Origin of the sequence: Arthrobacter sp. 754, assembly GCF_040548695.1 — a bacterium.
Lineage (GTDB): Bacteria > Actinomycetota > Actinomycetes > Actinomycetales > Micrococcaceae > Arthrobacter.
Map to the genome: position 1 here is coordinate 102,316 of NZ_JBEPSC010000005.1, position 19,524 is coordinate 121,839.

Genomic DNA, 19,524 nt, shown 5'->3' on the forward strand with positions numbered 1-19,524 from the left:
ACCTGAACTGCTACTGGTCTGGCGGAATTACTGGTCTGGCGGGGAATGCTGTGCCACATGCACGGCGGCCTGGGTCCGCCGTTCGAAACCGAGCTTGGCCAGCAACGATGAGACGTAGTTCTTCACCGTCTTCTCGGCGAGAAGCATGCGTTCCCCGATCTGGCGGTTGGTCAGGCCTTCACCTACAAGTTCGAGTACCCGGCGTTCCTGTGGCGTCAGCGAGGCCAACCGCGGATCCACCCTTTCCGGTTCGGCAAGCCCCTGGACAATCCTTGACTTCAGGTCGGCGTCGAAAAGGGATTCGCCCCGGGCTGCCCTGCGCAGTGCACCGATCAGGTCCGAGCCCCCGATCTCCTTGAGAACGTATCCGGAAGCCCCCGCCAGAACGGCGCCGCGGAGAGCCTGCTCGTCGTCGTAGCTGGTGAGGATCAGGCAGTTGATCGTCTCGTCAACTGAATGCACGTCCCGGCAGACCTCAATGCCGGTCCCGTCAGGCAGCCGCGCGTCCAGGATGGCCACGTCAGGACGCAGCGCGGGAATCCTCCGGGCGGCTTCAGCGGCAGAGCCGGACATGCCCACTACGACGAAACCTTCGCTTTCCAGCAGGTCTTTGAGGCCGCGCCGCACCAGTTCATGGTCGTCAAGGACGAAGACCCGGATCCCGGCGTTGGTTGACGAAGCCGTTTGCGCCGGCAATGCTGAGGCGTCCATCGTCATCCCTTCCAAACACCCGTTTCCTATCGCACTGACTCATTCTTTAGTAACGGCCACATTGCCACAAGGCGCAGGACACACCGTCACGGAAATATCCGAAGCGCGGTGTCCCAGTTAAAGTGCTCATGCCCGGGGTTGACCTGCAGTCCCATGACGACGAGCATGATTGCTTCCAGTTCCCGCGAACGGCGCAGCGGGCCCACATCAATGGGCCTCAGGCCGCCGGCCGCTGCGACGGCGCTGACCTTCTCTTTTGCCTGCTCGGAGTCTCCGGCGATGAAGACATCAAGGTGTTGGCCGCCCACCTGGCCGGCCTCCAGCGTCCGGGGAAACGTGGTGTTGAAGGCCTTGACCACCTCCGCACGCCCGCTGAGCATTTTGGCCGTTTCCTCAGCCGCCGACGTTCCCGGTTGCACGGTCAGCCGGTCAAATGTCGCGGGATCCACCGGGCTGCTGACGTCGACGACGACCCTGCCGTCCAGAGAATCTCCCGCTTCGAGGATGGCGGTGTGGACTTCCTTGTGCGGGATGGCCAGAAAGACGATAGCGCCTGTCAGTTCCGCTCCCGTTATGCCGCCGGTGGCCCCGGGACCAAGCGCCTCCACCAGCGCCCTGGTCTTCGTGCCGTCCCGGCCCAGGATCTGCACCGGGTTGTTGCCCCTTAGCATCGTGACGGCGAGCCCCCGCGCCATGCTTCCACTGCCGATAATGCTGATGTTTGTCATGGCCGTCCTCTTCCGGAGCGCACGTGGCCTGCGTGTCTTCCAGTAGATAACGCAGCCGGGCCAGGCAACAGGGACGAAAGACCCCGGCCGTTGCGCGGCCGTATGTCACGGGACGTGACTTTCGGCCCTACTGACCGGCGCCTGCCCGCATGACGCTGGAAAGACTCAGTACGGCTGGGCTGGGCTGAAATGCTTCGTCAATGTCGGGAGGTCGACATGAAAGCCCGTTCAATAACCATGCTCGTTCTGGGCATCCTGCTGTCCATGCTCGGCGTTGGCCTCCTCTTTGGGGGCATCGGAGCGTCCTGGGTCAATTCGCGCCAAAACGACGGCGGCTATCTCACCTCGCCGAGGGAGCGGTTCGCCGTCGATTCCTCAGCCATTGTCTCCGCCCGGGCCGAGGGTATGCGGGATGACGCCTTCCCGGGCCCTTTGCCCTTTGATGTAGGCAGTATCCGCATCTGGGCGGAATCGGCCAACCCGGGCAAGGACATATTCGTGGGCATCGGGCCCCGGGCCGACGTGGACCGGTACCTGTCCGGTTCCAATTTCTCTGAGCTGCGGGAAGTACGCTTCCGGCCCTTCAATGTGGAGTACCGGGAGGTCCAAGGGACAGCGCAGCCGACCGTCCCGGCAGCTCAGGACTTCTGGGTTGCGTCCTCGTCCGGAAGCGGCGAAAGGGAGTTCGACTGGAGCATAGCGGCCGGCGACTGGTCAGTGGTGGTCATGAACGCGGACGCCAGCCCGGGAGTTGCAGTGGATTTGAAGGCCGGGTTCCGGTCTGAGCTGTTCGGCCCGATAGCAGCAGGCCTGCTGGCGGGAGGGGCCATTCTCCTGGTTCTCGGTGTTCCCCTGCTGATTTTTGGAGCTCAGGGACTGGGCCGGCATACACCCCCGCCGCCGTCGGTTCCGGCGCCCTATCCAGGTTCCACCATGCCGCCCTACTCAGGTTCCCCGGTCCCGCCTCCTCCGGGTTCACCACTGGCGTACCAGCGCCCATCAGGCCAGCCTCCGGCAGGTGCCACTGCTGCCGAAATGGCTGAGAGGGCGCCTTATCCGGCCAGGCTCCGGGGCGAGCTCGATCCGATGCTGTCCCGGTGGATGTGGCTGGTGAAATGGTTCCTGGCAATACCGCATTTCGTCGTCCTGTTCTTTCTCTGGTTTGCCTTTTTCATTGTCACGGTCATAGCCGGCTTCGCGATTCTCTTCACTGCCCGTTATCCGCGGTCCCTTTTCAATTTCAATGTAGGGGTCATGCGCTGGAGCTGGCGTGTGGCGTTCTACGCCTATGCTGCTCTGGGAACTGACAGGTATCCGCCGTTCACCTTGGCCAAAACCGACTATCCGGCCGATTTTGAGGTTGACTACCCCGAGCGGCTCTCACGCGGGCTGGTGTTGGTCAAATGGTGGCTCCTTGCGCTGCCGCATCTGTTGATCATTGCGGCGCTGACCGGCGCCAGCACCGTGCGCTGGACCGACCCGCGGACCCCGGGCATCAGGTATGAGACCGGAAGCGGGTTTTCGCTGTTCAGCTTCCTGGTTCTGGTGGCCGCCGTGATTTTGCTGTTCAGCGGCCGGTACCAGCGTCCGCTGTTCGATCTGCTGTTGGGCTTCAACCGCTGGATCTACCGGGTCATGACCTACGTTGCCCTGATGCGCGATGAGTACCCGCCGTTCCGTTTGGACCAGGGTGGGAGCGAACTCCACGACCGGCCCTCCGGTCCCGGCTGGCAGCCCCGGACAGGTGCCAGCATGGCGATTCCGCCGGCAGGGCCGCCTCCAGGCCCAGCGCCAGGTCCCACTCCGCCTGCTTCTGCGCCGCCGAACCCTGCGCCGCCGAACCCTACAGTGCCCGGCTGAGGCTGCGCCGAAGCAGGAGCGCCCCCACAACCAGCAGCCCGGCGGCCATGGCAGCGAGAACACCCAGTTGGGGAAGGATGTCCAGCAACCCGCCGTCGTGCCGCTGTACTTCGGCGAACGCGTCGTAGGCCCAGCGGTGCGGCGTGGCGCGGGAAACGGACTGGAGGGTTTCAGAGAAGAACTCCGGCGGCACCATGGAACCTCCCAGCCCTGCCAGCACCAGGCCGGCGCCCACACCGATCCCGGACGCAGCGGCGTCGTTGTCCAGGATTGAGCCGATGACCATCGCTGCAGCAGCGGCGACCGCCGAGAAGACGGCAAGGATGAGGCCGGCCAGGAAGGGGTTCCCCCAGTCCACGCCGAACAGCAGTGCCGTGCCGAGCATGATGTACCCGCCTTGAACCACAGCGATCCCGAAGCGTCCCAATGCCTGCCCGGCAATCACGCGGCCGCTGGTGACCGGAGCCGCCATGACGCGTGCGATGACCCCCAGGCGCCGGGCCTGGATCAGGGTTGCTGAACCGGTGAGGGAACTGAGGAAGACGAACAGCAGCAACTGCTGGGCCGCGCCCAGGTCGAACTGGCCCAAACCGGTGAACTGCTGCGATACGTTGCCGGTGTCGATGAGCTCAAGGCGGGGGAGCTGCACGGATTCCCTTGCCTGCTTCAAGGCGTCGGCCGCCTTGTCGCCGGTGACGCCGGCGTTCTCCAGGACGGCACGTTGCCGCTGTTCAGTGGCGACGGCCTGCACGGATGCGCGGACCCGCTGAAGTGCTGCCTGCGCGCCGGCCTGTGATGACATCACCACTTCAAGACCAGCCGGTTGGCCCGCTCCAAAAGCGGATGCGGCGGCGTCGCTGATGAAGACCCCGACGTCGGTCCGCCCACGGCTCAGTTCCGCCCGGACCGTGTCCGGACGGCCCGAAGTGACCCGGAGTCCGTCCGCCTCCAGCTGGCCGGCAATTTTTCTCTCCAACGCCGTCCCTGATCCGCCTGCCAGCGAAACATGGGCCTGCCCGCTGCCCGCACCGAACTGGGAGCCCAGCAGGAGGATCAGCAGCAGGGGGAAAACGAAAACGAAGAAGATGTTTGACTTGTCCCGGAGAAAGCGCCGGATTTCGACGCCCGCCACACTCAGGATGCTGTTCATGCGCGGGTTCCCCTGTCCGGTATAAGCCGGGAAGCGAGAGTGCAGACGGCGGCAAAGCCCAGCATGACGGCTAACGGAACTGCGACGTCCGCCGGTCCGCCGCCTCCAGCTGAAATCCCCAACCCGCGGATGAAGGCGCCCACAGGATTCAGATCCATGACGGTGGCGATGAAGCCGGATGCCTCAATGGGGAAAAATGCGCCACCGGCAATGCCCAGCACCATGGCCAGGATGGACTGTGCAATATTTGCCTGTTCCGCGGTCCGGACGAGGCGGGCGACGATGAAAGTCATGCTCGTGGCCGCCGCGGCCACGCTCACGACGAGGAGTCCAACCACAAGCGGAGAGCCGAAGGAGACCTGGAACAGCAGCGTCCCAGCCACCAGCAGGACTGTTGTTGCGGCTATGCCGAGTATGAATCCCACCAGGGCTTTGGCGGCGATAATTGACCCGGCCGGCACCGGAGTCGACTTCAGGCGGGCCAGGGTGCCTTGCTCGCGTTCGGCCAACAGCCCCAAGACCCCGAATCCCACGGTAAACAGCAGAAATAGCCCGGTCTGGCCTGCGACGAGAGTGCCCCGCAGTGAAAGCTGTTCTGCGGACGCCATGCCCTCTGACAGGGTCAGCGCCGCAGGCCCTGCAGCGGTCTGCCGGCCAAGTTCCGCGAGGGAGCTGCGGGGGAGGCCGGCAAGTTCGCCGGCTGCCGCCGTGACCGCCCCGGCGCCGAACTGGTCCAGGAGGCCGTCCACTACCGATATGAGGACGTCCTTTTCGAGCCCCTGCTGGTCGCCCTCCACGACCTGCACAGCGACAGGCCGGCCCGAGGTAACAGCGGCGGTGAAGTCCGGCGGAATGACCAGGCCAAGAACCGCGCCGCTGTCCTGCGTCTCCTGGCGGACATCGGCGGCGGGCACACGCCTTACTGTGACGTCCATGATTTCCAGAGAATCCACGGTATCGAGCAGTGCGCCGCCCAGCTGCCCCGCGTCTTCAGCGCTGGCCACCACGGTGGCCGGCTTGAGGTCCACGGTCTCGTTGCCGAGGCCGCCGAAGGCGAGGTTCAGGACGCCCATGAGCGAGAGGGGAACGAGGAGTGAGTAGATGAAGACGGACCTGTCGCGCACCCGTTGCCGCAGGTCGTTGACCACCATCGTCCAGATGCCGCGCATGTCAGTCCCTGAGCGCTTTGCCGGTCAGGTGGAGAAACACGGATTCCAGGTCGGGCCGGGCTATCTCCACCGCCGTCAGGGCCATTCCCGCGTTCCCTGCCCCGGAGAGGAGGGCCGGCAGGATGCTCGGTCCGTCCCGGACTGTGAGAACCAGACCCGTCCCGTCGCCGTCGACCCGTTGTACTCCCGGCGCTTCCCGCAACACCGCTGCTGCCGCGCGGGTGTTGCCGCTTCCGCGAAGATTGATCCGGTCCAGCCCGCCGGTCAGCGTCACCAGCTGGTCCCTGGTGCCTTCGGCCTGGAAACGGCCTTCGTCAATGATGGCGATCCGGTCACACAACCGTTCCGCCTCTTCCATGTAGTGCGTGGTGTAAAGGACCGCCATGCCCTCGGTGGCCAGGCCCTCCACGGACTCCAGGATTGAGTTTCGGGACTGGGGATCGACGCCGACGGTCGGTTCGTCCAGAATCAGCAGCGCCGGCCGGTGAAGCAGGCCGATGCCGATGTTCAGCCTGCGCTTCATCCCGCCCGAGAACTTCTTGACCTGTTCACCGGCGCGGTCGGCCAAGCCGATGAGCTCGAGTACCTCGTCGGTCCTGGACCTGAGTTCCTTGCGGGGAAGCCCTTGGAGGCTGCCGAAGAACCGCAGGTTTTCCCGCGCCGACAGGTCGGGATAGATGGCAAGGTCCTGCGGCACCAGGCCGATGTGTCCCTTGGGCACAGTGCTGGACGGGTTCATGGCTTCCCCCGCAACGTGCACGGACCCGCCGTCGGCAGGGATCAAGCCGGCCACCATGGAAATAATTGTGGTTTTGCCTGCGCCGTTCGGACCAAGAAGCCCATACGTTTCTCCCGCCCGGATGTGAAAGGAAACGCCGTCCACCACAGTCCGTTCCCCGTAACGCTTGACCAGGCCGCTGACCGCCAGTACGTCTGCCATGCACTGAGCCTATCGCTTAGGTCCGAAGACCTTTGGCAGTGTCTGCCGGGGGCATTATGGTCAAGTCATGACCCTCGCCGCGCTGAGAACGTTGGTTGTGCGCTTCCCCCTGGTGGCGGCCACAGTAGCTGCAGGATTGGTTGTTGCCGGGCTGCTTGCCGCAGGCCAACCGACGGCAGCCCAGTGGCTGGCGAGCGCCTACGCACTGGCAATTGCCGTCTTCAGGTCCGGCTCCATGGTCAAGGCGCTGCTGAAGGGCAGGTGGGGAATCGATCTCCTTGCCGTAACCGCCATCGCCTCAACGGTCGCAGTGGGGGAGTACGTGGCGGCCCTGATCATCGTGCTGATGCTTTCAGGGGGCGAAGCGCTGGAGGTGATCGCCCAGGGGCGTGCGACGCGCGAACTCAGGTCCCTGCTTGAGCGCGTTCCGCAGACCGCCCACCGGGAACAGCCTGGCCTTCCTCCACAGGACATCCCGGCAGGCGAGGTCCGCCCTGGGGACGTCCTCCTGGTCAAACCCTCCGAAGTGGTGCCCGTGGACGGCCTACTGCTTAGGGAGACAGGTACTTTCGACGAATCCTCGTTGACGGGGGAGAGCCTTCCTGCCGAACATGTGAAGGGCGATGCCCTGCTCAGCGGCTCAGTCAACGGCGAGAATGCCGTGCACTTGGAGGCCACATCCACTGCGGCGGATTCCCAATACAGCCAGATCGTGGCGCTGGTCCAGGAGGCGGCGTCGAGCCGGCCGCCGGTGGTCCGGCTTGCCGACCGGTACGCCGTTCCGTTCACCCTTTTCGCCTTCGTCCTGGCCGGGCTGGGATGGTATTTCAGCCAGGACCCGGGCCGCTTCGCCCAGGTCCTCGTTGTCGCTACCCCCTGCCCCCTGCTTATCGCCGCTCCGGTGGCTTTCCTTGCGGGAACCAGCCGGGCTGCGCACACGGGAATCATCATCAAGAACGGCGGCACGCTGGAGCAGCTTGCCCGGGTGCGGACGGCAGTCTTCGACAAGACAGGCACGCTGACCCACGGCCGGCCCACGCTGCACGCCGTCAGGATCCCGGCCGCACCTTCGGCGCTGATCTCCGAGGACCGTTTGCTGCAGCTCGCCGCGTCGGCAGAGCAGTACTCCTCCCACGTCCTTGCGTCGTCTGTGATTGCTGCGGCCCGGCACCGGGGCCTTGACCTGCTTCCGGGGAACAACGCGACCGAACATGCCACAGAGGGGGTCACAGCAGTCTGTGGGGGCCAGACGGTGGTGGTGGGCAAGCCGGAGTTTGTCCATTCCGTCACTGCGGGGTTCGAGGAGGCCGACGTGGCCGGGGGACAGCTGGCGGTCTACGTGGGCGTCGACGGCCTCTTCGCGGGAGCCCTGATCATGAGTGACCCCCTGAGGGACAATGCCCGCGTTACGCTTGACCATCTCCGCCGGCTGGGAGTCCGGGACACCCTGCTGCTCACGGGCGACGCGCAGGCCACGGCCGCAAAAATCGCGTCGCAGGCGGGGATCTCCCGGTTCCAGGCAAGTTGCCTCCCGGGTGACAAGGTGTCTGTGGTGGCAGGCCTGCGGGAGCGCCCGGTAATGATGGTGGGGGACGGTGTCAACGACGCCCCGGTTCTGGCGGCAGCAGATGTCGGGGTCGCCATGGGTGCCAAAGGCTCAACAGCGGCGAGCGAGTCGGCCGACGTCGTCATCATGCTTGATGACCTGTACAAGGCGGCGCTGGCCGTCGATATCGGCCAGCGCACGGTGCGCATAGCGCTGGCGAGCATCTGGATCGGGATTGTGCTCAGCATAGGCCTGATGATCGCGGCAGTATTCGGTTACATTCCAGCCGTGGCGGGCGCCCTGCTGCAGGAACTGGTCGATCTCGCCACGATCCTGAACGCCCTCCGTGCCCTCCGCGGCGGCGGAAGGGGACGTCCGACGGCGGTGGGACGCAACCGTGTCAGCGTCGGGGCGGCTCGGTGAGTGCCGGCGTCGTACCCTCACCTGTCCGGCGGAAAGTGTCCCTGGCTGTCCAGTGGTTGCCACCAGCGCCCGGGCGGAGTGATGACGAACCGGCGGCCGCTGACGTCCGACGGCGTTATCCGCACCAGATGCTCCTTGCTGCCGGGCTCCCACGGAGCCAGTCCGGCCTCGGCTGCTTCCCGGAAGTCTTCCTCGGCGCCCACAACTTTGGCAGTCCCCTTGACGATGACACTCCAGGCAATGGTCCCGAAGGTATTGAGGCCATCCGCTTCCAGTGCGAGGGGACCGCCGGCGAGCACCGCGTCCAGTTTGGTCCCCGGGCCGGTCCGGAAGATGACGGTGCCGTAGTCGGGTACGTAGTTCACAGGGAAGATTTCGGGTCCGGCGTCGGTGGTCACGGCAATCCTGCCTACTGACACCGAGCGGAGGTATTTCCAGCAGTCATGAATGTCCAGTACCTCGGTTTCCGGTTCTGATGCGTTGCTGTCCATGCTGGCCGGGCACCTACTTTTCGAGTTTCACGCGTCGGATGGGAGTGATTACCGTGGGGCATGGCAAGTGGGTCAGTACCGCATGTGCGGTGGAACCGAGCAACAGCCGTTTGAAGCCGCCCCGTCCGCGGCTCCCCACCACCAGCAGCTGTGCCGTGGCGGCGGCGTCCACGAGGGCCTGCGCAGGCTCCTTCTCGGTTTCCAGGACTTTGTGCACCACAAGGTCCGGGTAGTCCTCGCGAAGGCCGGAAACTGCTTCGGACAGTACGATCTGTTCTTCTTCGACAATCAGTTCGGCCTGGCTGCTGGTCGGCAGGCCGGACCTGACCCAGCGGTTGGGGCCGCTGAAGGCGTACAAAACGGTCAGCTCCTGGCCCTCCCGGTCTGCCTCGGCGGCAGCGAAGGCGACAGCCTGGGTGGATTCCTCAGAGCCGTCAACACCCACCAGAACTCCGCTGCGCCCCTCCCCGCCGTGCAGTCCGACGACGGCCACCGGACACTTGGCGGCGGCGGCCACCTGAAGCGCGCGGTCCGTCAGCGACCCGCCCAGATGGGTGCCCCCGGATCCCACTACCAGCATTGATACTTTCGTTGAATACTTGCCGAGCGTGCCTGCCACGCTGCCTTCGAGGACCTTGACTGTGATGTCGATCGGAACGGTGCCCCTGACGCGCCCGGCGGCGGTTTCAAGCAGCTCTTCGCCCTTCTCCATGAGCACCCCGGTCCAGGGGATTGGCTCCGCGACCCAGCGGACGTCAACGACGTGAAGGATGACCAGGGGCAGGCCGGCGCGGGCAGCCCGCTGTGCCGCCCACGTCACCGCCGCCTGGCTTTGCTCGGAATCGTTGGTGGCGACGGCGATCGGTTTGGACATTAACACGGCTGGCCTTTCTGTTGCGTGGACTTCCAGCCTGCGGTGCAACAGTGGGGACCTGTAGGGCCAAAAGTCACCTAGAAACTCGAGGAGCTGCCGGAACCGGAAAAGCTCCCGCCGCTGCTGCCGTAGCCGGTGGTGCCGCCACCGCCGCGGGCCGCATTGACGCTTCCGACGCCGGTATTAAAGCCTGAGTTGAAGACGGGAACCGAAAAGAAGTAGTAGGACGGGTAAACCGTTCCAAGGATGCTCGGCTCATAGGTCCGCCTGCGGCCGTGGTCCAGGCCCTCCTGCGCCGTCTGCATTTCCTTGCGCATGAGGTTGGCTTCCCGCTCGGTCCTGGCAAAGCCCTCGATGACGGTTTCAGCGTGGTTCTTCAGGAGCGTGGACAAGTGGGCACGGGCGTCGCGCAGGCGGTCCAGCGCCGTTTCGGGGGTGATCGTTCCGTCGGTGAGCTGGGCTGTCAGGCGCTCTATTTCGCGCACACTCTGGTCCCTGAAGGACCTCAGGGCCGCGGCGGTGGCTGAGTCTCCTTGCCCGTTGCGTTTGCTGAGCAGCTGTTCAAGCCCCGCGAGGTCACTGCGGAAGGGTGCCAGTTGCCGGTCCCACGCCGTGGGCCAGGTGCTGCCCCGGTTAAGGAGGGCGTTGCTGTCGGCAATGACATCGTCCAGGGCATCCAGTTCAGCGGCCGCATCGGCATACTCCCGCGCGAGCTTCAGGCTGGATCTTCTGCTCATGGCCCGCGGCGTGAGGGCATGCACCCGGTTCGAGAGTTCCGTCGCGGCGTTGTACCGGTTGAGGAACGTGCGGTGCTTTTCCAGGACGCTGCTGCCGTAGCGGGATTCATCGGGGATCGTGCTTGCATTCAGTTCCGTGACGTCCAGGTCCGTGCTCACGCTGGCGTAGCTCCGGTCTCCGCGTTCCACTTCCTTCCGCGTGCCGGCACGGGTCACCGCCCGGACAATCAGCCACGCGCCCGCGCCCAGCGCGGCTGCCGCTCCGGTAACCCAGGCAGTGACCGTGAAGGCCGCTGACCGGTACCAGGGCTGGTTGATCAGTTCGGCCCCCCGCCGGATCCCGGCGATGGTGCCATCGGTCCATTGGGCATCGCGCAGGAGGTCTTTGGTGGCGTTCTGGATATCGTCGCGCTGGTCCAGTGAGACTTTGCGGTCTTCGCCCATGTAGGTGCCCACGTGCCTGCCCACGGGGTCAAGGGCGAAAATGTAGAGCCCGTCGGCCCATTTCTGCCCGTCCGCGCTGATCCACTCGGGGTGCTGCGCCCGGGCGAACCTGAGAACCTCTTCATTGAGGTTGTCCGCGGCGCTGCCGTTGTAGGTATATACGGCCACTTTGGTGGGGGAGTGGAACTCGATCGCATTGATGGCCGGCAGCAGGGTGTTGCGGTCAAGGACTCCTGCGCGGTCCTCCACAACGACGTCCACGGGCGTCACTGCGACGGCTGCCGCGGCGCCGCCGACAAGCAGTGCGAACACCAGGAGGAGCAGCCTGGTTATCCTGAGCATCAGGCCACCGGCCACACGACCCGGGTTTGCCACTTCTGTGGATCGGGTTCGTCCGGGGGACCGTTCAGGTAGTACTCCCACATCGTTTCCGAGGGGGTCTTGCCGGCCGCTTTCATGTGTTCCCGGACAGCCGTGTAAGTGCCTTCCAGAGTGTCATACGGTCCGGTGTGCACTGTCTCGTATGCCTCGGCTGCGGGGAGGCTGCTGCTCACAACGGTCCCGCTCGCCGCGAAAGTGCCCATGACCGGAAAGCCGGCTTCGACGTCGACCGTTTCCGTGGGCGTCCCGCGGTAGAGGGCGAAGGGAGGTCCGGCGATCTGGACGTTTTGCTGCTGGGTTTCGGCTGCCACCGCGGCGTAGGCGCGGCCGAAGAACTCGGTCAGCGCGTCCATGGCCACGCGTTCGCGCACGACGGCGGTTGGCTGCTCACTGCACTGGATCATCCTGGGTTCCGGGGTCATGGCGTTCATAGAACCAGAATCGGCCGTTGAACCGGCTGGAGACAGGGCCAAAGGTCATTTGCATCGCCTCAGCCCGGCTCTCGGTTCCCCGGGCGGTGGCGAAGCGCGGGGGAGTGGCATTGCGGACCTGACCTCGGAAAATCCCCGCTAACGCACTCTTGACGTTCCACAGAAGCCGGGCGGATGATGAACACCCCGGCCAACATGGTGCCAGGCATAGGCCAGCTACCAAGGGCAGCGAGTTGGCGTGTCCCACCACGATGGAAAGGCCAGGATGATGTTTCGCACACTCAGGAGGTTGGCGCTTGTCGCAACTGCGGCGTTGACGCTGACCGTCACCGGCGCGTTGCCTGCCACAGCTATCACCGGCGGCGAGCCGGACGGCAACCGTCACCCGAACGTCGGCATGATCGCCTTTTACGATGCGGCCGATCATTTGCGGTACCGCTGTTCCGCCACGCTGATCTCGCCCACCGTCCTCATCACGGCGGCACACTGCACCGAAGGAACCGCGGGCGTCACCCTCGTGACCTTCGAATCGGTTATTGCCGAGGAGCCGCCGTCGCCGCTGCCCGTTGCCGCGGATCCTGGCACCGGATACACCCCGGAGGAGCTGGAGGCAGCCGGCTACGTGTGGGGAACGCCCACGGCGCATCCCGAGTACTCCGGATTTACTGACCTCGCCAACTGGAATGATGTGGGAATCGTGGTGCTCGACGAGCCGGTCACCGGAATTACGCCGGCCACACTCGCGCCGGTCGGTTACCTCGATCAGTTCGACTCACCCGTTCTCAACAGGACCATCTTTGAACTCGTCGGCTACGGCACGGAAGTGCGCAAGCCCGAGAGCGGACCACAGAAGCCACAGCCGATGTCCTACCCGCTGATCCGCCGCTACACCACGGCACCTGGCCAGAAGCTCACGCCGCAGATCCTGCAACTGCAGGGCAATCCCAACGATAACCGCGGAGGCGGCGGAACGTGCTTCGGGGACTCGGGCGGCCCGGTATTCCTCAACGGCTACCTCGTGGCAGTCACAAGCTACGGCTATACGGCGAACTGCCGTTACCTTGGCGGATACCAGCGCGTGGACATCCCGGTTGTGCAGGACTGGTTGACCCCGTACTTATGACCAGCCGCTGACGACACATCTGGTGGATTCCGGCCGGGGGAGCTCCGTCTGATGGTTGTGGGAATGCAGGTGGTGCCCAGCGGCACCACCTGCATCATTTCTGCTTTACTTTACATAATGTACATTATCGGCGTTTTACCTACGTGCGTGGGAGCAGTGTGAAGCGTGCCTGATCGGGTGGCCGTCTGAGCAGGATCGGCCCCGGCCATTGTCTAATCCACGGTGCTCGCCAAGAATGAACCAATGACGGTCTATCTGCGTTCACTCGAAACCGCTGTTCCGCCCACCGTGTTGGTTCAATCCGAGGCCCGGGACGTTTTTGCTGCCCAGCCCGGGCTCACCAGGCTGGGATCAAGGCTGGTGAACACCTGCTTTGACTCGGCTGCCATTGATACCCGCCACACAGCGGTTGAAGAAATGACCATGGCATTCCGCTCGGACGAACCACAGTTCTTCGATCCGGCCACCGGCCTCGTGCTGAACCCCACCACGCAGGTCCGCAACGAAATATTCGCCGAACAGGCAACCAAGCTCTTCATCGAGTCCGCCCAGGCTGCTTTGGACGCCTGCCCGGATCTCACACCACTTGACATAACTCATGTGGTGACCGTTTCGTGCACAGGCTTCTTCAACCCCGGCCCGGACTATAAGATTGTCCGCGCCCTGGGTTTGGACCCCGGCGTCCAGCGCTATCACCTCGGATTCATGGGCTGTTACGCCGCCTTTCCGGCCCTTCGCGCCGCCAAATCGTTCTGCGAGGCCGATCCGCAGGCGGTGGTCCTGGTGGTATGTGCCGAGCTGTGTTCCCTGCACGTGCGGACATCGAACGATCCGGACACCATCATGGGCTCGGCGCTGTTCGCAGATGGCGCCGCGGCCGCTATCGTGACCGCCAGGGACGTCCCGGAGGCGCCGGCGCTGCTGCAGCTCGATCACTTCGAAACAGTCCTGACGCCGGTGGGCGAGGAATCCATGGCCTGGAACATCGGGGACCACGGCTTCGAAATGGTGCTCGGCAACTACGTCCCCCACATCATCGATGACCACATCATCGGCGCACTCAAGCCGCTTCTGGACCGGGATCCCTCGCTGGTCGGACTCCCCTACCGGGACATCAGCCACTGGGCCATTCATCCGGGTGGCCGGAGCATCCTGGATAAGGTCCAGTCCCGCCTCGAGCTGACGGACCAGCAGCTCGTTCCGGCACGGGATACGCTGCGGGATTTCGGCAACATGAGCAGCGCCACCGTGCTCTTTGTCCTCCGTCATATCCTGGAACAGCCCGCTGTGGACGGCGAAGAACGTATCTGTTCCATGGCGTTCGGCCCCGGACTCACGGTGGAGACCGGCCTGTTCACCAAGCTCCGGCAGGTGAGCGGCGCTCCCCACGTCCTGGGAACGGCGGCCGCGGCGTCCCTGGCCTGATCTCTTGCTTGTGATGCGGCAACGCGCGGCCGACGCCGTCGAAATGATGGACCGGCCGGACTGTGATCCCGTGAAACTCGAGCGGACCTACCGGCAGTTCGGCCTGGTGAACCGGCTCTTTTCCGGCTGGCGCATGCTCTATGTCCGGGAACTGCGCCCCCTCATGTCCCCGGACCAGGTCACCACCGTCCTGGACATCGGATGCGGCGGAGGGGATGTTGCCCGGCTGCTCGCCAACTGGTCTGCCCGGGACAAGCTGAAGGTGGAGATCACCGGCATCGATCCCGATGAGAGGGCCTGCGCGCATGCGTCCCGCCAGGCGGCCAACCCGTCCGTGCGGTTCCGGCAGGCCGCCAGCGGCGACCTTGTGCGCGAAGGCCGCCGGTACGACGTCGTGATCTCAAACCACGTCGTCCACCACCTGCGGCCGGCCGAACTGGCAGTGGTCCTGGCAGACTCGCAAAAACTGGCAAAACGGCTTTCCCTGCACAACGACCTCCGCCGCAGCGGGGCAGCCTACGGCCTGTTCGCTCTCGCATCCCTGCCATTCCGGGGCTCTTTCATCCGGCCCGACGGCCTGGTCTCGATACGCCGCAGCTACAAGCCGGCCGAACTCCGTGCTGCCGCTCCCCCGGGCTGGTGGGTCGGGCCCCACTCCCCTTTCCACATGGTGCTCAAGCATGTCCCGGACAATCCGCTTCGGACCCTTGCCGATGATTGACGTACTGATCGTTGGCGGCGGTCCGGTGGGTCTCTACTTGGGCGCACTGCTCCTTCAGGAGGGAGTTGGCGTGAGGATCCTGGAACAGCGGAGCGGGCGCGACCGGCATTCACGGGCCATCGGCGTCCACCCGCCGGCCCTTGCCGTGCTGGAGAAGGTTGGCTTGGCGGAGGCCATGGTGGAATCCGGGGTGCAAATCCGCGGCGGCGTCGCCAGGAGCGGTGGGAAAACGGTTGGGTCGATGTCCTTCGCCCATGTTTCGGGCCGCTTCCCGTACGTCCTCTCGCTCCCCCAGTTCGCTACGGAAACCATGCTGGAACAGCGCGTGAACGACTTGGACAGCCTGGCACTGGTCAGGGGCGCCCGGGTCACGGGAATTGCGGACGACGGCGGCCTTGTCACCGTGGCGGTTGGCGGCCGCACTCCCGGCGGCACGGGTAGTGAACGTCCCGCCTACCAGCTGTCTGCGGCGCTCCTGGTTGCTGCCGACGGCTCCCGGTCCCTGGTGCGCGGGCTGCTGGGAATCAAGACCATCGCCAGGAGCTATCCAGACCACTACGTCATGGGTGATTTCGCAGCTGACGGCAACCACCGCCAGGAGGCTGTGCTGTATCTCGAAGCCGGCGGAATCGTGGAATCGTTTCCACTCCCGGGCGGGATCCGGCGCTGGGTGGCCAGAGTGGACCGTCCTGCCCCGGATGTCGACGCCGGGGAGCTGGCCCGGATACTGCACCGCCGCACCGGAGCCGGGCCGGATCCGGCCACCAACACGATGCTCAGCGCCTTCAGCCCGCACTCCGCTCTGGCGTACCGGCCCGTGGCGGGACGGGCGGTCCTGATCGGTGATGCGGCCCATGAAATAAGCCCAATCGGGGGCCAGGGAATGAATCTTGGCTGGCTCGATGCCGCCGCGCTTGCGCCGGTCATTTGCATGGCGTTGGCAGGGGGACCCGTCGGGCGCCGCCTCCGGGACTACGCCGCCTGCCGCAGCAAAGCAGCCAGGCTTGCACGATGGCAGTCAGAGCTGAACATGACGCTTGGGCGCCCCTTGCCGCAGCCCTTCCTTGCAGTCCGGAACCGCGCCTTGGGGACAGTTGCCGGTATCCCCGCAGCCAACAGGCTGGTGGCGCGGCGGTTCACCATGCAGTGAGATTCCGGGGTGCCGGGGCCGCTCCGGTCAGGAATCCCTGAAGTAACAGTCGTAACTGTCCTGGCTGACGATCAGGCCCCCGCGGACTTCGAAGACTGATGACGTCCGGGCGCGAATGGTGTCCCCCGCATCCCAATACCGCAGGTCCATCAGCGCCGTGGCGGACCAGTCGGCCTCGACAACAACCCGGCCGCCTTCGCACGTGATCCGCCGGATCCCGAACTTCTGACCGGCCACCACCTGGCCGCTCTGATCCGCCCCGGCAAGCACCTGCCCCAGGGTCCGGGTTGAGCCTTCCGGAGCGAGCAGGTGCGGCGCCTCAAACAGGACGAAGTCTTCGGCCAGGAAGGGCCGGATGGCCGCGCCACCCCCTCCGTCCTCGAGAATACGGATAAATTCCAGGACGTGCTCCCGTGGTGCGGGGTCTGCCGCGATCAGTTCAGCCATGGCGTCGACACTATCTGACCGGCAGCAACCCGCGCTTCCCGGTTAGGATTTCATCATGATCCCCGCATCGCCGCCCACGCCGTTCAGTCCTGCGCAGCTCCGGGAATGCGTGCAGGAGTTGCTCTCAGCAGAATCCCTGCCGGCCATTGTCCAGGCCGGGCACCCTGTGCTCCGCCAAGAGGCTGTACCCTTCGACGGCCAGATCAGCCCCGGGGAACTCGAGCAGCTGATAACCCTGATGCGCCGGGTCATGCACGAAGCCCCCGGCGTGGGTCTTGCCGCACCCCAGCTCGGGATCCCGCTTCAACTGGCGGTCCTGGAGGACCGGTTCGACGTCGACCCGGAGGCGGCGGCGGTACGCCACCGCACCCCGCTGGACTTTCTGGCCATCATCAATCCGCGGTACAGCCCGGTCGGAGGTGAGACCGCCGCCTTCTTTGAAGGATGCCTCTCACTCAGGGGCCTGCAGGCGGTGGTAGTCCGCCATGAACGCGTGCTGCTGCAGTACCAGACCCCCGATGGAATGGGCGCGGAGCGCGAATTCGAAGGCTGGCAGGCCCGGATTGTCCAGCACGAGACTGACCACCTGCACGGGGTCCTCTACGTGGACCTCGCCGAACTGCGTTCCTTGAGCGGGAACGCCGAGTACGCTGCCAACTGGGCTGAGCCAGGGATCGGAAAGGCCCGCGCAGCCCTGGGTTTTCTGCCCTGAACTCCGTGACCGTCAGCCCTTTGCTTTGCCTGCCGGATTTTGAGCCGTCGGGAGGAACTTTGCCCACCAGCGCAGGATGTGTTCAAAGCGCTGGCGGCGGTGCAGCGGTCTCCCCGAACGGGAAAGCTCATGGTCCTCACCGGGAAAGACCAGCAGCGCGGTTTCCACTCCTTGACGTTTCAGGGCCGTGTAGTAGCGCTGGCCCTGTTCCAGCGGGCACCTGAGATCGTTTTCGCTGTGGATCACCAGGGTGGGGGTCTGCACCTGGTCCACGTGGTGGAACGGGCTTTGGGCTTCAACGTCCGCCGCTGACACACCGAGATACTCCCGGCCGAAGTACCAGCCAATATCGGCGGAGCCTTCGAAGCTGACCGGATCCAGGAAGCCGCGCTCCACGATTGCTGCCTCGAACCGGTGGTGGTGCGCAATCGTCCACGCGGTGAGATACCCGCCGTACGAGCCGCCCATGATTCCCACCCGGCCAGAGTCAAGTACCGGGAATTTCGCGAGTGTGCCATCCAGGAACGCGATGACGTCCTGCATGTCGAGGGTGCCGAACCGGCCCTTGATGGCCAGGCCGTGCTCCCGGCCGTAACCGGCCGAGCCGCGGGGATTACACATGAGCACCGCGTACCCGGCTGCCGCGTAGACCTGGGCTTCGTCCAACAGCGCAACAGTGAACTGCGCAAAAGGACCGCCATGGATGTTCAGGAGAACCGGATGGGGACCCTTGCCAGGAGGCCGGACCAGCCAGCCGTGCACCGGATAGCCATCCGGCCCGTCGATGGTCAGTTCCTGCGGCACAGTGAGGTCAGCCTGGTTCCGCAGCGCTGCGGAAAAGTCGGTCAGCAGCCGCAACTGCCCGTCGTCGAGTACGGCGAGATCCCCGTTCGTGGAGGGACCGCTGAACGCGGCGAAAAGCGAGCCGCCCGCCCAGGCAGCTCCGGAGACCACCTGGTCCCCGTGCACCAGGAGGGCATTCCCGCCGGTGGCTCCGAGTTCGAGGAGTTCCACTGAACCCTGCGCATTGTTGAGCACCAGGGCACGGTCAGGGCCCCTGAGTTCGATCCGCCCTCCCGGGGCTGAGACGTCCATTACCTCAGGGTCGCTCAGGGCTTCCGCCCGGCCTCCGGAGGCCGGGAGGCAGTACAGCACGGCGTTGCGGGCCACGAAATCCCTGCCCGATCCGCCAAGGTCCCGGGCAATGTAGAACAGCCACTTACCGTCCCGCGAGGGACGTATTGCCAGCACCATGCGGTCCGGACTGCCCGGCGGCTCCACGGCCAGCGGCTCGCCGCCGGTGACCGGGACCTTGTAGATGCTGGTGGACAGGTCCCCGTCGTGCTCCGGCTGTTCTGCGATGAAATAGACCCAGGCCCCGTCGGCACTGAAAACGCCACCGCTTTGATCCGCGGCGGACGGCGTCAGTAACCGGGCGGCAGGCACCGCTGCGCCCTGAACACCCGTGTCCTGCGCTCGTTGGCGGCTCCGGGGCGGAATCTGCGGCTCGCCTCCCAGCTCAGGGACATCCATGACGAACAGCCGGCGCGGCTTATCACGGGTGTACCCCACACCATTGAGCCGGTACTGACGGGTGGAAATGAACCGCGGCTCCTCCGCCTCGGGCGTGATTGCCTCACTGCTGCCGTACCGTCCGGCTTCCGGCTCCCGTGAGCAGAAAACGATCCGGTGGGAATCAGGTGACCAGGCGAAGTCCTCCACGCCCAGGAGCCTGTCGGTGATGACCTGGGGTTCGCCGCCGGCCGCCTCCACGACGCACAGCTGCGCCTTCGAAGCCGGGCCGTCAGTGCGGAGAAACGCAAGGACCAACCCGTCCGGAGAGAACGCCGGGTCGGTGTCCCGGAAGCCCCTCGTGATCCGGCGCGGCAGCTGCTCCTGGTCCAGCGGAACGTTCCACAACTGGCCCACATACGAGTCAGCATCGAAATCCGGCCTGGTCACGGACACAACAGCCCGCCTGCCATCGGGATGGACTGCGGGGGCGGAGACTGAATTCAGCAAGGGGAGGTGTTCTGGCTTCACCCACGTGAGCCTAACGTG

Annotated in this window: 18 protein-coding genes; 7 read left to right on the forward strand and 11 right to left on the reverse strand. The window is 65.2% G+C overall.

What is annotated here, in order from left to right; translation table 11 throughout:
• Window positions 1-27: 27 nt before the first annotated feature.
• Window positions 28-711 carry a response regulator gene (locus ABIA70_RS15205; RefSeq protein ID WP_502917214.1) on the reverse strand — a complete coding sequence of 228 codons (684 nt, stop codon included), beginning with the start codon at window positions 709-711 and terminating at the stop codon, window positions 28-30.
• Between the two features lie 86 nt (window positions 712-797).
• Complete coding sequence (locus ABIA70_RS15210) at window positions 798-1,439, reverse strand: NADPH-dependent F420 reductase (RefSeq protein WP_354148410.1); 642 nt, start codon at window positions 1,437-1,439, stop codon at window positions 798-800.
• Between the two features lie 216 nt (window positions 1,440-1,655).
• On the opposite strand from ABIA70_RS15210, the gene ABIA70_RS15215 reads away from it, so the two are divergent.
• Complete coding sequence (locus tag ABIA70_RS15215; protein WP_354148411.1) at window positions 1,656-3,299, forward strand: DUF4389 domain-containing protein; 1,644 nt, start codon at window positions 1,656-1,658, stop codon at window positions 3,297-3,299.
• On the opposite strand, the gene ABIA70_RS15220 is transcribed toward ABIA70_RS15215, so the two are convergent.
• The 3 genes from ABIA70_RS15220 to ABIA70_RS15230 are packed head-to-tail and all read right to left on the reverse strand — an operon-like array spanning window position 3,283 to window position 6,558.
• On the reverse strand, window positions 3,283-4,449 hold the full coding sequence (locus ABIA70_RS15220) for an ABC transporter permease (protein ID WP_354148412.1): 1,167 nt from the start codon (window positions 4,447-4,449) through the stop codon (window positions 3,283-3,285). The two genes, ABIA70_RS15215 and ABIA70_RS15220, sit on opposite strands and share 17 nt — an antisense overlap.
• A complete protein-coding gene (locus tag ABIA70_RS15225; protein WP_354148413.1) occupies window positions 4,446-5,618 on the reverse strand; it encodes an ABC transporter permease in 1,173 nt (390 codons plus the stop codon). The genes ABIA70_RS15220 and ABIA70_RS15225 overlap by 4 nt, the downstream gene beginning before the upstream one ends.
• 1 nt (window position 5,619) lies before the next feature.
• Window positions 5,620-6,558: an ABC transporter ATP-binding protein gene (locus ABIA70_RS15230; protein ID WP_354148414.1), complete on the reverse strand. Its 939-nt coding sequence runs from the start codon at window positions 6,556-6,558 to the stop codon at window positions 5,620-5,622.
• Between the two features lie 67 nt (window positions 6,559-6,625).
• Here ABIA70_RS15230 and ABIA70_RS15235 point away from each other — a divergent pair, with 67 nt between their 5' ends.
• Entirely contained in the window at window positions 6,626-8,527 is a 1,902-nt protein-coding gene (locus ABIA70_RS15235; protein ID WP_354148415.1) for a heavy metal translocating P-type ATPase, read from the forward strand.
• A gap of 17 nt (window positions 8,528-8,544) precedes the next feature.
• On the opposite strand, the gene ABIA70_RS15240 is transcribed toward ABIA70_RS15235, so the two are convergent.
• The 4 genes from ABIA70_RS15240 to ABIA70_RS15255 form a co-directional block, all read right to left on the reverse strand.
• Window positions 8,545-9,018, reverse strand: a complete 474-nt coding sequence (locus tag ABIA70_RS15240; RefSeq protein ID WP_354148416.1) for a pyridoxamine 5'-phosphate oxidase family protein — start codon at window positions 9,016-9,018, stop codon at window positions 8,545-8,547.
• Between the two features lie 13 nt (window positions 9,019-9,031).
• Window positions 9,032-9,892: a universal stress protein gene (locus tag ABIA70_RS15245; protein ID WP_502917215.1), complete on the reverse strand. Its 861-nt coding sequence runs from the start codon at window positions 9,890-9,892 to the stop codon at window positions 9,032-9,034.
• A 77-nt stretch (window positions 9,893-9,969) separates the two neighbouring features.
• On the reverse strand, window positions 9,970-11,415 hold the full coding sequence (locus ABIA70_RS15250) for a DUF5129 domain-containing protein (RefSeq protein ID WP_354148418.1): 1,446 nt from the start codon (window positions 11,413-11,415) through the stop codon (window positions 9,970-9,972).
• Complete coding sequence (locus ABIA70_RS15255; RefSeq protein ID WP_354148419.1) at window positions 11,415-11,885, reverse strand: GyrI-like domain-containing protein; 471 nt, start codon at window positions 11,883-11,885, stop codon at window positions 11,415-11,417. The genes ABIA70_RS15250 and ABIA70_RS15255 overlap by 1 nt, the downstream gene beginning before the upstream one ends.
• A gap of 289 nt (window positions 11,886-12,174) precedes the next feature.
• Between ABIA70_RS15255 and ABIA70_RS15260 the strand changes: the two genes are divergently transcribed.
• The 4 genes from ABIA70_RS15260 (at window position 12,175) to ABIA70_RS15275 (ending at window position 16,304) form a co-directional block, all read left to right on the forward strand.
• Entirely contained in the window at window positions 12,175-13,008 is an 834-nt protein-coding gene (locus ABIA70_RS15260) for a S1 family peptidase (protein WP_354148420.1), read from the forward strand.
• 243 nt (window positions 13,009-13,251) lie between these two features.
• Entirely contained in the window at window positions 13,252-14,433 is a 1,182-nt protein-coding gene (locus tag ABIA70_RS15265) for a type III polyketide synthase (protein WP_354148421.1), read from the forward strand.
• A 13-nt stretch (window positions 14,434-14,446) separates the two neighbouring features.
• Window positions 14,447-15,154: a class I SAM-dependent methyltransferase gene (locus ABIA70_RS15270; protein WP_354148422.1), complete on the forward strand. Its 708-nt coding sequence runs from the start codon at window positions 14,447-14,449 to the stop codon at window positions 15,152-15,154.
• Complete coding sequence (locus ABIA70_RS15275) at window positions 15,114-16,304, forward strand: FAD-dependent oxidoreductase (RefSeq protein ID WP_354148423.1); 1,191 nt, start codon at window positions 15,114-15,116, stop codon at window positions 16,302-16,304. Before ABIA70_RS15270 ends, ABIA70_RS15275 begins: the two co-directional genes overlap by 41 nt.
• A 27-nt stretch (window positions 16,305-16,331) precedes the next feature.
• Here ABIA70_RS15275 and ABIA70_RS15280 read toward each other — a convergent pair whose 3' ends face one another.
• Window positions 16,332-16,751: a nuclear transport factor 2 family protein gene (locus ABIA70_RS15280; protein WP_354148424.1), complete on the reverse strand. Its 420-nt coding sequence runs from the start codon at window positions 16,749-16,751 to the stop codon at window positions 16,332-16,334.
• Window positions 16,752-16,806: 55 nt separating this feature from the next.
• On the opposite strand from ABIA70_RS15280, the gene ABIA70_RS15285 reads away from it, so the two are divergent.
• Window positions 16,807-17,463, forward strand: a complete 657-nt coding sequence (locus ABIA70_RS15285) for a peptide deformylase (protein WP_354148425.1) — start codon at window positions 16,807-16,809, stop codon at window positions 17,461-17,463.
• A gap of 12 nt (window positions 17,464-17,475) precedes the next feature.
• On the opposite strand, the gene ABIA70_RS15290 is transcribed toward ABIA70_RS15285, so the two are convergent.
• Window positions 17,476-19,506 (reverse strand): S9 family peptidase, encoded by a 2,031-nt coding sequence (locus ABIA70_RS15290; protein WP_354148426.1) that lies wholly within the window; start codon window positions 19,504-19,506, stop codon window positions 17,476-17,478.
• Window positions 19,507-19,524 lie beyond the last annotated feature (18 nt).